This window comes from Dyadobacter sp. CY327, from assembly GCF_021390415.1.
Classification (GTDB): domain Bacteria; phylum Bacteroidota; class Bacteroidia; order Cytophagales; family Spirosomataceae; genus Dyadobacter; species Dyadobacter chenhuakuii.
Genome location: NZ_JAJUXJ010000001.1, coordinates 110,489 through 125,623, shown reverse-complemented (window position 1 = coordinate 125,623; position 15,135 = coordinate 110,489). Strand labels below are relative to the sequence as shown.

The following is a 15,135-nucleotide window of genomic DNA, read 5'->3' as shown; positions in this document are numbered from 1 at the left end:
CTTACTTCCTGTGAATCGTCGTTGCGGCAGATTGCGCAGCAGCTAAAATGGTAATGTCAGCGATTGTAACCCTGCTTGGTGCATTCACTGCGTAAAGAATGGCATCGGCAATATCAACAGCCTGCAAAGGATCAAATCCCTGATACACTTTTTCGGCACGGCTTTCATCTCCTTTAAAACGGACCAGCGAAAATTCTGTTTCCACTGCGCCGGGCGCGACATTGGTCACCTTAATGCCATGCTGCGTCAGATCAAGGCGCATTCCTTCACTTAAAACCTCGACTGCAGCCTTGGAAGCACAATAAACGGCACCATTCATGTAAGTCTGCTTTCCTGCAATGGAACTGATATTGACAATATGCCCCGCCCCATTTTCAAGCATCAGCGGAATCACTGCTTTCGAAACATATAGCAAGCCTTTCACATTTCCATCGATCATTGCATCCCAATCCTCCGTATCACCCTCGGCCAATGAACCCATTCCATGTGCATTACCAGCATTATTGACCAGGATATCAATGTTTTTCCAATCATCCGGCAAGGAACCGATCATAGCGATCACCGCGCCTTTGTCACGCACATCAAAAACCAGCGTGGTAACGTTAGCTTTTGAAGATAATTCAGCAGAAACTTCATCCAATCGTTCCTGGCGGCGCCCGCAAAGGATAAGATCAATTCCGGCACCTGCAAATAATTCCGCAGTGGCCTTTCCAATTCCGGATGTGGCTCCGGTAATCAATGCAATTCGAGACATTATAAAATCAAATTCGTCAAAAGATGTGCGCTTCCGGGGATGCTCACTTTTTATTTTTGGGAATGTTCAAACTGCTGAACTTCCCTTTTTCCAGCTGCGCAGCCTGGCTGAATAGCTGGACCGCTTGCTGATAAACATTATCCGTCGGATTCAGCACCTGAAAAATCTCATTATTAAGCCCGTTTTTCTGCTTCCTGCCCCAAACATATCGTCCGATGATCGCCTTCGTTTGCGAAGTAATAATGGGTTTAGAAAGGGTTAACTCTTTTTCATTTGGTTTAATTCCAGCCTTCGAAGCATCCTTCACCATTTCCGCAATCATCGCGTCAGATATCTGGAACGACGTCAAGAAGTCATTAAATGACTGTTTTTCAAGCTTTTTCTGATTGTCATTTGCGTAGCGAAGCGCGTATTCTCTGATGATGTTTTTGGAATACAATTCAAATAAATACTTGCTGTTCAGCAGCGTATCTTTTGGAACAAAAATATCGGGTGTAATCCCGCCGCCGCCATAAACGATGCGGCCTCCGTCTGTTTTGTAAATTTTGGTTTTATCAAATTTAATGCTGTCCGCACTGAACAATTCGCCGCTCTCGTAACGATGCGAAAGATCCTGGCTATAATCTTCACCTTTGCCCAGCTCATAAGGTTTTTGAATGCTCCGGCCGCTTGGTGTAAAATATCTTGAAATAGTAAGGCGAAGTTCGGATGCGTCCGAAAGCTTGATCGGCATTTGGACTAAACCCTTTCCGTAAGAACGCCTTCCAACGACCAATGCACGGTCGTGATCCTGCAACGCTCCCGCCAGGATTTCGGATGCAGACGCACTTCCTTCGTCCACCAATACGATCAACGGGCCTTGTTCGAACATTCCGTCCACGTGTGAACGCGTTTTTCTGTCAAACCGGCTATCCTTGCCTTCTGTGTAAACCAATAGCTTATCGCCAGCAATAAATTCATCGGCCATGCTTGTGGCACGCTCCATATAACCGCCCGGATTTCCTCGCAAATCAAGGATCAGGTTTTTCAAGCCACTGGCTTTCAGTGTTTTTAATGCTGATTTGAATTCGTCGTAAGTGGTTTCCGAGAAACGGCTCACCTTAATATAGCCAATCTCCTGATCTACCATATACGATGCGTCAACAGAATAAGTCGGAATGCGGTCACGGACCACTGCAAAGTTCATTTTTTCATCTAAACCAACCCTTTCAATGGCCAGATCAACCTTAGTGCCTCTCTTTCCACGCAACAGCTTGTAAACCTGGGCATTAGTAACGCCAGGACCAGATAAATTCTCCTTATTAACTGAAATAATGCGGTCGCCGCTCTGAATTCCGGCCGCTTCCGAAGGACCGCCGCTTAATGGCGTCACCACGTAAACCGTGTCATTATATATGTTGAACTCCACACCAATGCCGTCAAATCCGGATTCCAGCTGCGAACGGGCCGCAGTGGCTTCCTCCGTGTTGAAATAAGCGGTGTGGGGATCTAATTTTTCGAGCATTTTTGAGATAGAAAAATCTACAAGCTCCTCAGTATTAACAGAATCTACATAATTATTCTCAACAAGCATGAGCACTTCGCGATATTTGGCATAACCCTTCGCTACGTCCGAAAGCTTGCGGCCCCCGCTAAAAAAAGTGCTTCCCAACAGCACACCAGCAGCCAGTGTAATGGCTATAATGATAGGCAGGCGAACCACTGAACGGGAATTATGAATCGGGTTAGGAGATTTTTGTTGATTCATGCCAATAAAATATTTGAAAGCGTTGTATACATGCCTGTTGCAGTAGGCACATTTCTCTAACGTGAAGTAAGCGATTTTGGTTGCCTAAAGCAAGTGTATCAGAGGTGATTTATAAGATATTAGTCCAACTTCTGCCCTCAAACAAATGCCTTTAAAGACTCCGGATTACGCATTGTCTCCGGATTGATGCATTTGGCAGGATCCTGTCCCATCAGAATCCGCTTCATAGGCGCCTCCATTTTTTTCCCGTTAATCGTATAGGGAATGTCGCTAACCTGCTCTATTGTATCCGGAACGTGGCGTGGACTGTATTCATTTCTTAAAACGTCCTTTATGCGTTGTTTCAGCTCGTCGGTCAAAGTTTTGTCTTTGCTTAAAACAACAAACAACGAAATTGTCCCGTCACCGTTCGCCTTTTCAAGATACACCGCCAAACTGTCTTTCACGTCCGGAATGCTCTCGACGGCGCGATAAATTTCGGCGGTTCCGATCCTTACCCCACCCCGGTTCAACGTTGCATCCGAGCGGCCGTAGATGATGACAGAATTGCGGTCGGTAACCTTGATCCAGTCGCCGTGGCGCCAGATATTGGGATACATTTCAAAATAGCTGCTGATATATTTCTCGTCATCTTCATCATTCCAAAAATAAATGGGCATGGAGGGCATGGGCTGCGTAATCACCATTTCACCCAGCTCGTCGGTCACTGGTTTGCCATCTTCACTATAAGCCTCGATCCGGCAGCCGAGCATCCGGCACTGGATTTCTCCCGGATAAACGGGCAAAATCGGGCAGCCGCCCACGAATGCACTGCAAACGTCCGTTCCACCGCTTAGCGAAATGAGCCAGACATCTTTTTTTACATATTTATAAATCCATTCGTAGGCCTCCGGCGGCAACGGCGAGCCGGTGGAACCGATGGTTTCCAATGCATTAAGACTTTCAGAAGTAATGCTCACACCCGCTTTCATGGACGCATTGAAGTAAGCTGCGCCGCTTCCGAAATGCGTGATCTTCGCTTTTTCGGCCAATGTCCAGAGCACTTGTGATGATGGAAATGCAGGCGCTCCGTCATATAGCACAAGCGTTGCACCACAAAGCAGCGATCCCAATGCATAATTCCACATCATCCAGCCCGTGGTCGAATACCAGAAATAGCGGTCGCCCGGTTTTACATTCTGATGTAAGATCAATGCCTTATGATGTTCGATAAGGCAGCCGCCGACGCTATGCGTGATGGCTTTTGGCTTAGCCGTGGTGCCCGAAGAATAAAGGATCCAGATCGGGTGATCGAAGGGAAGCGGCTCGAAATCAAGCCCGAAATTTTCAAGATGCAGAATGTCTTCCCAGGAAGTTAATCTTTCCGGTCGGTTCTCTGCATTGATATTATTCACTAAAACCGTGTCCTTAACACTTGGTAATGTGAAGGATAGCTCTTGTGCGAATGCTGTAAGGTCGTAAGTTTTACCATTATAAACATAACCATCCGCCACGAAAAGCACTTTGGGCTCAATCTGAGAAAAACGATCTGTAATGGCTGTTTTACCAAAATCAGGTGAGCAGGACGACCACACAGCGCCCACAGCATTGGTCGCGAGAAAAGCCACAACGGCCTGCGGAATGTTTGGCAAAATAGCTGCCACGCGGTCACCCGGACGCACGCCGCGCTGTTTGAGCCAGGCAGCCACAGCGGCAACTTCCGTTTCAAGCGTCTCCCAGGAAATTTCCGTTAATCCGGATTGTTCTGATTGAAAAAGAATGGCTGGCCGGTCCTTTGTTTTATTTCTGAAAACATGCTCGGCATAGTTCAGCTTGGAACGCGTAAACCATTTAGTGCCGATCATCCCATGCTTTGGCCTTTGCAACACTTCCAGGTAAAGGTCATGGGATTTTATATTGAAGTAAAGCCACAAACTCTCCCAGAAATCTTCCAGATCCGTCACCGACCAATCCCAAAGATCATGGTAGGAGCGGAAATAAAGGCCTCTTTTGACAAAAAGCCAATCCATGTATTTTTTGAGATTGGATTGCTCCAGAAGCGTTCTCCCTGGTTTCCATAGCGGTTGAGGCAGGACATCAGTAGGCATATTTACATCTTTATAGGTGAAGGTTAGGTTATGGAAAAAGGCGCTTTTCAGTGCATTGAACCAATAGTACTAATAAACGTTTGGTTACCAAAAATGGCATAAACCGAAGTGAAAATATTTACTTAAAAATTTCCTGTATCTTTGCAGACTTAATTAAAACACTTAGTACTCTGATCATCAGATACGTTGATTAGCGGGTTTTAGTGGCATCTTTGAAATACAGATCGAAAAACCGCTGTCAGTACACGGCAAATAGTAAGAGGAAACAAATTCCAGTAGTGATACTGCATTCCTAATGAGAAAAAGAACATCAACACCCTCGAAGGCGCCAAAAGCTTCGCAGCCTTCGACCGGCGGACAGAAATCCTTCCGCAAATCCAGTGACGGCGCAGGCCATCCATTCAAAAAGGCTCGCCCTGAGGCAGAAAGCCGTTTTAGTAAACCAAGCATCAAAAAGTCAAGCTTACGCACTGCATCCTCGAACGGAGATAACGCAGGACAAAAAGCACGTCCCAGCTTCGACCACGAAAAAGGATCAAGCGACAGATCGAGCTTCGACAAATCGAGCTTCGATAAGCCGAGGTTTGATAAGCCTCGCTTCGACAAGCCTTCATTCAAATCTGGTTTTGACAAACCGCGCTTTGATAAGCCTGGAAATGACAGACCAAGCTTTCCTAAAAAAGAAGGCGGTTTCCGCAGCCCTGCTGATAAAAAGGATTTTGGACAAAGAGAACGATCATCCGGAGACAGAGAATTCAAACCGCGCTTTGACAGACCGGCACGCGAAGGCGACAGGCCGCGTTTTGAGAGAAGAGGCGATGACCGCCCTGCCCAATCCGGAGATTCCCGTCCATTCCGTTCAAGAGAAGAATCAGGACCAAGAGAAAGACCATCTGGCAACAGAGAATTTGGTCAAAGAGATAGACCAACCAGCGACAGAGAATTCAAACCTCGTGCTGACAGGCCAACCGGCGACAGAGAATTCAAGCCTCGTGCTGATAGACCTGCGCGCGACGGCGAAAGACGCGATTCACGGCCATCAGCTGAGCGTTCTTTTGGCCGTCCCAGCGGAGACGGCAAGCCAGAATTTAAAAAAAAAGATGAAGCCGCGCATGTAGAGCGTGATTTCGAAAAGTCTGGCCATAATGAAAACGCAGAGCAAGCAGAAGATCGCAGCGGATTAGACAGAAGAGTGGGCCGATTTGAAAGTGCTCCACGCTACAATTTGTCCAGCTACGAAAAGAAAAATGCGCCGAAACGAAAGGAAAAGGAAGAATCTGCACTTATTCGTTTGAACAGATACATTTCAAATGCAGGCATTTGCTCGCGTCGCGAGGCGGATGATCTTATCGCTTCGGGCCAGATTTCTGTAAATGGTAAAACGATTACAGAGATGGGTTACAAAGTATTGCCTACTGACGTTGTGAAATATGGCAAAAAGGCATTGAACCCGGAGAAAATGGTTTATATATTAATTAATAAGCCAAAAGATTACATTACCACAACCGACGATCCGGAAGAGCGCAAAACCGTGCTTGACCTTATTCAAGGTGCTTGTGCGGAGCGTGTTTACCCGGTGGGTCGCTTGGATAGGAATACAACGGGTTTATTGCTTTTGACCAATGATGGAGAACTGGCTGTAAAGCTGACGCACCCATCCGGCGGGATCAAGAAAATCTATCAGGCGGAATTGGATAAGCCGATTACAACGGAAGATTTTGAAAAGCTCCAACACGGCCTTGAATTGGAAGACGGTTTCATTCGGCCTGATGAAGTTGGCATTGTAACGCCAGATGCGATGGTGGTGGGCTTGGAAATTCACAGCGGCCGGAACCGTATCGTTCGCCGGATGTTCGAACATTTGGGTTACGAAGTTCAAAAGCTCGACCGCACGGTATTCGCAGGATTGAACAAGAAAGACCTTCCGCGTGGTAAATGGAGATTTTTGAGTGAAAAAGAAGTTGTAAAGCTGAAATTCATGCTTTAAGATTTTTGGAATAATACAAAAAGAAAACCGGCTGCTACGATAAACGTAACAGCCGGTTTCTTTTTTGAACCTATATATTACAAACGGAATCCGAATGAATAAACGTCGTATGGAGCATCAGGATAAAGCCCCTCAAACTGCACCATTGACTCTTCCTTGCCAGTAATAGCGGCCTGGAAGTCTTTCACGGAACGAACCGGCTTACCATTTACTTTGGTAATGATGAAACCTTCCTCCACTTGCGAACGGGCAAACTTGCCTCCGTCGATCGAAACCACTTTCACACCGCCATCCAGCTTGTAACGGGATAAACGTTGTTTTTCCTGGTCGCTAAGGTTGCCGAATTGTGCACCCAGAGCATTCATGATCGCAGCAGATTCGTCACGTTTCAGGATATCTGAACCGCCTGTGCGGTTACGCAATGTGATGTCCAGCTCTTTCTCTTTGCCATCACGGTTTACAGTAATCGCCACCTTATCGCCAGGCTTGTGCAAGCCGATTGATTGTTGCAATTCAGGGATTGAGTGAACATTTACGCCGTCCACTTTCACGATCACGTCGCCTTTCACTACACCGCCTGCTTTCGCTGCACTGTTTTCTGTGAATTCACGAACATATACACCGTCATTCACTTTCACACCATATTCTTCGGCTTTTCTGCTATCCAGGTCATCCAGGGCAATACCCAGGTAACCACGTTGCACATTACCGAATTTGATCAAATCGCTTGACACTTTCTTCACAATGCTCGAAGGCACCGCGAAGGCATAACCTGCAAAGCTTCCCGTTGGGCTGGCAATGGCTGTGTTGATACCAATCAATTCACCTTTCAGGTTAACCAATGCACCACCACTGTTTCCAGGGTTCACAACCGCATCAGTTTGAATGAATGATTCAAGCGGAGAATCCACAGATGATGCCGAAGCAGGCGTAACGCCGCGACCGCGTCTTGATTGGCCAATGATGCCTAATCCGCGTCCTTTTGCACTTACGATACCAGCTGTTACAGTTGATTCCAAATTAAAAGGGTTACCAACCGCCACAACCCACTCTCCTACTTTCACGGCATCCGAGTTGCCTAAAACTACTGCTGGCAAGTCTTTCGCTTCTACCTTAATCACCGCAATGTCCGTAGATGGGTCAGTACCAATCACTTTTGCTCTGAACTTGCTTTTATTATGCAGTGTAACTTCCAGTTCCTGAGCACCTTCCACCACGTGGTTATTGGTTACAATGTATCCGTCCGCAGAAATGATCACACCCGAACCGGATGCTTCCTGAGACTGAGGGCCGCGTGATCCGCCTTCAAATTCGTCACCAAAGAAATCCCTGAAAATATCCGGAATCTGCTGACCACCGCCACGCGAGGCCTGGCGCGTCATCGTTGATTTAATGTGAACTACCGTGGGCGTTGTAGCCTCTGCAGCGTAAACAAAATCCCCGGGTGCGCCCACCGGTGTCCCGGTTGACGTGAAACGCGTAATCGACTCTGCAGGAGCCTCTTTAAAAATTACATCTTTACCATCGTTATCACTAAATAGTTTGAAGCCGGCCAGAGTTGATGCACTAGAAATCAACCCAACCAACACTAAACCTTTCCAATTTGTTTTCATATACATTTGTTGGGGTTATATTTTTATGAATGAATAACGCAAAGCATTTACTATTTTATTCCCACACAACGCGCATTTAACATATTTTAACTGCAGTCATTCGAAATGCGATTTTACTAAAATATCCTGCCAATGTCACTAACAATTTAATCACATCTTTGTTCACAACAAAAGGCGCTATTAATCAAAATTAATAACGCCTTTCGAACTTATATTATGCTAATTAGGCAATCTCGATCTGACGAGCTGGTTTTTCTTTTGCTTCTTCGCGTTTTGGCAACGCGATGCTCAGCACGCCTTCATTGTAAGTGGCTTCAATCCTGTCGCCGTCAATGGTGTTAGGCAATGTGAAGGTGCGTTGGAAAGAAGTGTATTTAAATTCCCGACGCGTATATTTTTCGTTTTTCTCTTCTTCATTCTGCTCTTTCTGAGCAGAAATGGTCAGCTGATTTTTTTCAAGGTTTAATTTGAAATCAGATTTCTGCAAGCCGGGAGCCGCAACTTCGATCTTGAAACCTTCTGTGTTTTCAATAACATTCACCGCAGGAACACTTCCTGAGAATGCAGGGGCTGCGATTTCATTGAATAAATCTTTGCCAAAAAATCCGTTTAAGTAAGAAGGATTTGCGAAATGGGTTTTTACTAGAGTGCTCATTGTTATAAAGTTTTAATGGTCTATTTTATTTTTCAGTTAACCTCTGCGGTATGATAGCTTATTAACAATACTCATTCCTGAGGCGAAAAGTCGAAAAATAGCAGACATAATGTCCGATAAAAATTTATAATCTTATGAAAGCAGACACAATGTCGTGTTTTGAGTAAAAACTATGAGACAAACGGACATACTTTGCAAGTGACACTGCAAAAGTCAATGATGAGAAAGATAATCAGCAAAACTCCGCGACTACTAGCGAAGCTTGAAAGAAATAATGACGCTTGAAGGGCAATTAGCGAAGCTCTAACATTGCGCAGGCCTGTTCAGAAGCAGACTGCTCGGCTTTTTTCTTGGTAAAACCGTTGCCTTGTGCGAAAGGCTCTTCGTTGACCAGAATTTGGGAGATGAATTCGCGATGGTGGCGGGTGCCGCGTTCTTCAAGAATTTCAAAGCGGATTTCTTTGCCTTCGCGTTGCGCCCATTCGATAATGAGGCTTTTGAAATTGGCATTATTCTGAATAATGCTATCCAGATCGTAATGCGTAATAAGCTTGCTGATGATAAATGTCCGCGTAAAACGGAAGCCTTTGTCCAGATAAATGGCCCCAACAAACGCTTCCAGCGCATCCCCATACATAGAAGAGCGTGGCGACATGCCGCGACGGTTGCCATCATATTCGATCAGGCGATCGAGGCCAAGCTTTTTTGAGATTTGATTGAGCGATTCCCGGTTAACAATACGCGAGCGGATTTCGGTAAGAAAACCCTCGTCTTTGTAAGGATATTTGGTAAAAAGAAACTCTGCAACCACCATTCCTAAAACAGCATCGCCCAGATATTCCAAACGCTCATTGGATTCACGAAAACCTTTGATAGCCGTTTCCCGGGAAGCAGAAGTGTGGCGAAAAGCCAGTTGGTAGACGCCGAGATTCGAAGGCCGGTCGCCAATTACATGTGCAATCGATTCCTTAAATTTTTTATCCTCAGCACTTCCGGTTCTGAAAAGAGAGAGTATCGGTATAAGAATTCGCTTTGCCAAGTGTAATTAGTTAATCAGTCTTCATACTTTTTGAAAACGACTGATGCATTGTGTCCGCCAAAGCCAAATGTATTGCTGAGTGCAATGTTGATCTCGCGTTTTTGAGCGTGATTAAATGTCAGGTTCAGTTTCGGATTAATTTCGGGATCGTCGGTAAAATGGTTGATAGTAGGCGGAACAACCTGGTCACGGATCGCCAGGATGCAAGCCGCAGCTTCGATCGCACCAGCTCCACCCAGCAAATGGCCGGTCATGGATTTGGTTGAACTGATATTCAGTTCATACGCGTGTTCGCCAAAGAATTTTTCAATTGCCTTAATTTCTTGTGGATCACCGATCGGCGTAGATGTGCCATGCGTATTGATATAATCCACATCTTCCGGCTTGATTCCTGCGTTCTCAATCGCATTTTTCATGACGATATGAGCGCCCAGGCCATCCGGATGGGGAGCTGTAATGTGGTAAGCGTCCGAAGACATGCCCGCACCGATCATTTCAGCGTAAATTTTAGCGCCGCGTGCTTTTGCGTGTTCCAGTTCTTCCAGGATCAGCGCCGCGCCGCCTTCTCCCAATACAAAACCGTCACGATCCTTATCATAAGGACGGGAAGCCGTTTCGGGAGAATCGTTTCTTTCGGATAATGCTTTTAATGCATTAAAACCACCCACACCGGCAATGGTAACCGCCGCTTCCGAACCGCCGGAAATACAGACGTTCATCATCCCAAGCTTGATGTAATTAAATGCATCAATCAAGGCATTGGTGGCCGAAGCACAGGCTGAAACGGTGATGAAATTGGGACCGCGGAAACCATAGCGGATCGAGAGAACTCCCGAAGCACTGTCCACGATCATTTTGGGGATAAAAAATGGGTTGAACCTGGGGGTTTTGCCGTTTTCTGCGAAATTCATCACCTCTTCTTCAAAGGTTTTCAATCCGCCGATTCCGGTTCCCCAAATTACACCGGCTTTGTCGAGATCAAGCGTATCTGCGTCAAAGCCGGCGTCCTTCATTGCTTCATCTGCTGCAATGACGGCGTATTGGGTAAATGGGTCCATTTTACGGGCTTCCTGACGAGGAATGTAACTAGTAACGTCCAGACGTTTAACTTCACAGGCAAACCTGGTGCGAAACTTTTCAGCATCGAAACGGGTAATCGGAGCTGCTCCGCTTACACCTGCAACCAAATTTTTCCAAAAGGTAGAAACATCATTTCCAACGGGCGTTAATGCGCCCATTCCGGTAATTACAACTCTCTTCAAACTCATAAAATGGGGACAGAAATAAAATGATACTGGCTAAAAAACCGAATTACTTCACGTTTTCTTCCAGGTATGCAACAGCCTGACCAACTGTACCAATGTTCTCTGCCTGATCGTCAGGGATAGATAGATTGAATTCTTTTTCAAATTCCATAATCAATTCAACGGTATCTAGAGAGTCCGCTCCCAAGTCGTTCTGGAAGTTTGCTTCCGAAGTTACTTCCGACTCTTCTACGCCAAGTTTTTCGACGATAATTTGCTTAACTCTTTCTGCAATTGCTGACATTTTATATTCACTTTTTGGTTAAAATCGCAACAAAGAAAGAAATTTCGATTCACTTTGACAAAATTTTTTTAGTCCTTTCAAATTATTGCTTTTAATGTTGTTGAAATAAAAAAACCAGAAAATCAAATGCTTACCACGGATGCGTCCCAGTAAATCTTTCAATTGTATAAGGAACAAAGCGGATAGCCGTACATTCGCAAATTGAATATTGACCACCAGAAAAAGTATAGTATGATTCCCATATCCAATATAAAAAACGCCGATTCTCCCCTGTTTTTCCTCATGGCCGGCCCGTGCGCCATTGAAGGCAGGGACATGGCATTACGTATTGCCGAGCACATTACCAGCCTCACCGACCGCCTCAAAATCCCTTATATATTCAAAGGTTCTTACCGCAAAGCCAACCGTACGAAGATCGATTCCTTCACCGGGATCGGGGATGAAAAGGCATTAAAGATTTTGGAAGAGGTTCGAAATACTTTTGGTGTGCCTGTGGTAACCGACATTCACGAATCGCACGAAGCAGCATTTGCAGCCGAATATGTGGACGTGCTGCAAATTCCAGCCTTCCTATGCCGCCAAACCGAGTTGCTGGCAGCCGCAGCGAAAACGGGAAAGGCGGTTAATGTTAAAAAAGGACAGTTCCTTTCGGGAGCTTCCATGAAATTTGCCGTGGAGAAAATCAATGAGGTCAACCCTGAATGTCCGGTGATCCTGACCGATCGCGGCAACAGTTTTGGTTATGGGGACCTGATTGTTGATTATCGTAACCTCCCGGAAATGAGCTCGTTCGGCGTTCCGGTTGTGATGGACTGCACGCATTCACTTCAACAGCCCAATCAGGCTTCGGGCGTAACGGGCGGCAAGCCGAAGCTTATCGAGACCATTGCGAAAGCTGCGATTGCCGTGGGTGCGGACGGACTTTTTATTGAAACGCATTTCAACCCGTCGGAAGCCAAGTCGGATGGCGCTAATATGCTGCCGCTGGATCAGCTGGAAGGACTTTTAGAAAGATTGGTGCGGGTTCGTGAAGCGATAATGTAATGGTGGCACGCATTCTGAGAACGCAGCTGTTTTGCGTCATTTTCTGTTTTCAAATTGTTTCTCCGGAAGTCATTGCGCAGGGCAGTTTTGAGGAGAAAAATAAAACTGCAAAGGATTCGACTCTTTGGGTTATTAAGGCTGGCGATGTGATTCCACCGGTTACGCTTGCTTTGGCAGGATTAGTGGCGCAGGGAAGGATCAGCAGGCATTTTCAGCAGGAGGTGCATTCAAAATATCCGAACTTTCATTCAAAAGCCGACGAATTTCTTCCTTATGCGCCGGGCGTAATCAGTTTGGGACTTGCCTCGGCGGGTATTAAAGGAAAGCATAAGCTAGGTGATCAGGTTATTCTTGCATTGCTTTCAAACATTATAGCACAAGGCGTAACACAAAGTTTGAAACGGGTCATTAAATATCCCCGACCAGACCAGTCCGATTATTATTCTTTCCCGTCCGGCCACACGACAACCGCATTTGCCAATGCCACCATTCTGCACGAAGAATACGGCCAGCGCAGCGTTTTGTACAGCATAGGCGGTTATGGAACGGCCACAGCAGTTGGCGGACTGCGGATTCTGAACAACAAACATTGGCTCGCTGATGTGCTCATGGGCGCTGGCGTGGGCATAGGCGCTACCAAAGCCCTTTACATTAGTTATCCCTGGCTGCAACAGACCGTTCGCCGGATGAAACATTAAATTTGAAATTCTAAAGACCAACTGACATAGGGTTGTCATTAGCGGTGATTTCATTTGCATAAAACATTCAAACATTGTCATCATGCAAACGAAAACAATCCCGCCTATCCACGTGCTTTATTTCGAAACCGAAACTTCTCTGAATGAACTCATGGCTTACGTGCGCCTGGTTGCGCATCGCCTGTATAGGGAGGCAATTCGAAAGGAAATGGAAGTTACCGGCCCTATTTACTGGATTTACAACGGCGCGGACGGCAATCCCGAAACCCGGTTTAATCTGACCATTGCATTGCCTGTCAGTGTTTACGACGCGCCATTGACGGACTCTGAATTCTCTTTAAAATATCTTGAACCCTTCAATTGTTTGGCAGGGCATCTTTATGGAAGCTGGGAAGGGCTGGGAAAAATATATAACGAGTTGATTTCCGATGTTTTGGCAAAAAATCTGATCATGTCGGGCGAAAACCGGGAAATGTATCTGAATATGGATTTTCAAAATCCTGAAAACAACATTACCGAAGTGCAGATCGGCATTACAAAATAAGTTTCTTTTAAATCCTGTCCCATGTCATATTGCAGCTTCATCAACAACAATATTACCGAAACAGCAGATTATCTGCTTCACAAGCATTATCACGACCATCAATACGGCTTTGAAATCAATGATGACGATGAGCTTTTTGGGCGTTTGATTTTGGAAATTAATCAGGCTGGTCTGAGTTGGACATTAATGTTGCGAAAGCAGGCTGGTTTCAGAAAAGCTTATGACAATTTCTCCATTGAGAAAATTGCTCAGTATAATGAAACAGACCGGGAAAGGCTTTTGCTGGATCCGGGGATTGTGCGTAACAAGCTGAAAGTGAATGCAGCGATTGTGAATGCGCAGAAGATCCTGGAATTGAAGAAGGATTTCGGATCGTTCAAAGGCTGGATCGAAGCGCATCATCCGCTGACGAAGGAAGAATGGATCAAGCTTTTTAAGAAGACATTCAAATTTACCGGTGGGGAGATCGTAAATGAGTTCCTTATGAGCACAGGTTACCTGCCCGGCGCGCACGACCCGGATTGCCCTATTTATCAGAAGGTGAAATTGATTGAAGCAACGGCAAAAGCCTAATCAGCGCACACCATTATCTTCCAGATATTTAATTAATCCAGCAGGCTGATCGGTTTGCAGGCCCTGAACGCCCTTTTCCAAAGCCACTTTCCAGGAAGCCGGTCCCTCAGTCGCACTTTGAACATCCAGCCAAACCTGCACCCCTGCGTCATGCAATGCATCCAAAAGTTGCGGATGTGGAAGGTTATCGACGATTTTTAAAGGTAATTTTTCCAAAAAAGCCGTCAATTTTTCTTTGCTATCAACGTCCTTCGGCAAGCTCGACATCAGCGGCACTTCGGGCGCCACTTTCTGCCATTCTTTATGATCGCTATCTTTGTTTAAATACACGATCACCTGCTTTTCCATTCCCGCTTCCTTAATTTGCTTCCACGTTTCGGCTGCATCTGCGGCTTTGAAATCCAGATAAATGTTGATTTTACCCTTGCAGACTGCCAGCATTTCGCGGAATTCGGGGATTTTATTTGTTTTTTTATTTCTGTTAAAAACCTGCAAATGCTTGACCTCTTCCAGCGTCATTGCATGCACTTTCCCAGCCCCGTTCGTCGTCCTGTCCACTGTTGCGTCGTGCAGCACGATTAAATGTCCGTCTTTCGTAGTCCTCAAATCCACTTCCACGTAATCCGCTCCGCTTGCGATGGCTTCCCGGGCTGCGGCGAGCGTATTTTCGGGAACATTGATGTGGTTTCCTCGGTGTGCAATTACGACGAGCTTATGCTTTGCCTCGGGCAAAACCTGCTGCGCAATGGCGCCCAGAGACATGAATATAGAAAGGAAAAAGAGGTTTGTGGCTTTGCTGGGCATGGTGGCTTATCAAAAAACAAGTCTACAAGTAAGAATAAAAAG

14 protein-coding genes are annotated in these 15,135 nt (G+C 45.8%); 5 read left to right on the top strand and 9 right to left on the bottom strand.

From position 1 onward, the window contains the following. Position 1: 1 nt before the first annotated feature. From LZG74_RS00585 to LZG74_RS00575, 3 genes are all read right to left on the bottom strand, one after another. Positions 2-754, bottom strand: a complete 753-nt coding sequence (locus LZG74_RS00585) for an SDR family NAD(P)-dependent oxidoreductase (protein WP_233794731.1) — start codon at positions 752-754, stop codon at positions 2-4. Between the two features lie 43 nt (positions 755-797). Continuing rightward, positions 798-2,501 carry a S41 family peptidase gene (locus tag LZG74_RS00580; RefSeq protein ID WP_233794730.1) on the bottom strand — a complete coding sequence of 568 codons (1,704 nt, stop codon included), beginning with the start codon at positions 2,499-2,501 and terminating at the stop codon, positions 798-800. Between the two features lie 137 nt (positions 2,502-2,638). Then, complete coding sequence (locus LZG74_RS00575) at positions 2,639-4,588, bottom strand: acetoacetate--CoA ligase (RefSeq protein WP_233794729.1); 1,950 nt, start codon at positions 4,586-4,588, stop codon at positions 2,639-2,641. 295 nt (positions 4,589-4,883) lie between these two features. Here LZG74_RS00575 and LZG74_RS00570 point away from each other — a divergent pair, with 295 nt between their 5' ends. Then, positions 4,884-6,575: a pseudouridine synthase gene (locus LZG74_RS00570; RefSeq protein WP_233794728.1), complete on the top strand. Its 1,692-nt coding sequence runs from the start codon at positions 4,884-4,886 to the stop codon at positions 6,573-6,575. A gap of 77 nt (positions 6,576-6,652) precedes the next feature. Here LZG74_RS00570 and LZG74_RS00565 read toward each other — a convergent pair whose 3' ends face one another. From LZG74_RS00565 to LZG74_RS00545, 5 genes are all read right to left on the bottom strand, one after another. Further along, on the bottom strand, positions 6,653-8,188 hold the full coding sequence (locus tag LZG74_RS00565) for a Do family serine endopeptidase (protein ID WP_233794727.1): 1,536 nt from the start codon (positions 8,186-8,188) through the stop codon (positions 6,653-6,655). A 223-nt stretch (positions 8,189-8,411) separates the two neighbouring features. Further along, positions 8,412-8,843 (bottom strand): Hsp20/alpha crystallin family protein, encoded by a 432-nt coding sequence (locus LZG74_RS00560; protein WP_233794726.1) that lies wholly within the window; start codon positions 8,841-8,843, stop codon positions 8,412-8,414. 292 nt (positions 8,844-9,135) lie between these two features. After that, positions 9,136-9,882, bottom strand: a complete 747-nt coding sequence (gene rnc, locus LZG74_RS00555) for a ribonuclease III (RefSeq protein ID WP_233794725.1) — start codon at positions 9,880-9,882, stop codon at positions 9,136-9,138. Between the two features lie 14 nt (positions 9,883-9,896). Then, positions 9,897-11,150, bottom strand: a complete 1,254-nt coding sequence (gene fabF, locus LZG74_RS00550) for a beta-ketoacyl-ACP synthase II (protein ID WP_233794724.1) — start codon at positions 11,148-11,150, stop codon at positions 9,897-9,899. Positions 11,151-11,193: 43 nt separating this feature from the next. Continuing rightward, positions 11,194-11,430, bottom strand: coding sequence for an acyl carrier protein (locus LZG74_RS00545; protein WP_026629555.1), 237 nt, complete (start codon positions 11,428-11,430; stop codon positions 11,194-11,196). Between the two features lie 231 nt (positions 11,431-11,661). Here LZG74_RS00545 and kdsA point away from each other — a divergent pair, with 231 nt between their 5' ends. The 4 genes from kdsA (at position 11,662) to LZG74_RS00525 (ending at position 14,289) form a co-directional block, all read left to right on the top strand. After that, on the top strand, positions 11,662-12,474 hold the full coding sequence (gene kdsA, locus LZG74_RS00540; RefSeq protein WP_233794723.1) for a 3-deoxy-8-phosphooctulonate synthase: 813 nt from the start codon (positions 11,662-11,664) through the stop codon (positions 12,472-12,474). Continuing rightward, a complete protein-coding gene (locus LZG74_RS00535; RefSeq protein ID WP_233794722.1) occupies positions 12,474-13,172 on the top strand; it encodes a phosphatase PAP2 family protein in 699 nt (232 codons plus the stop codon). Before kdsA ends, LZG74_RS00535 begins: the two co-directional genes overlap by 1 nt. Before the next feature lie 82 nt (positions 13,173-13,254). Further along, complete coding sequence (locus tag LZG74_RS00530) at positions 13,255-13,716, top strand: GyrI-like domain-containing protein (RefSeq protein ID WP_233794721.1); 462 nt, start codon at positions 13,255-13,257, stop codon at positions 13,714-13,716. Between the two features lie 21 nt (positions 13,717-13,737). Further along, complete coding sequence (locus LZG74_RS00525; RefSeq protein ID WP_233794720.1) at positions 13,738-14,289, top strand: DNA-3-methyladenine glycosylase I; 552 nt, start codon at positions 13,738-13,740, stop codon at positions 14,287-14,289. Here the strand turns inward: LZG74_RS00525 and LZG74_RS00520 are convergent, their stop codons facing one another. After that, positions 14,290-15,093 carry a glycerophosphodiester phosphodiesterase family protein gene (locus tag LZG74_RS00520; RefSeq protein WP_233794719.1) on the bottom strand — a complete coding sequence of 268 codons (804 nt, stop codon included), beginning with the start codon at positions 15,091-15,093 and terminating at the stop codon, positions 14,290-14,292. Positions 15,094-15,135 lie beyond the last annotated feature (42 nt).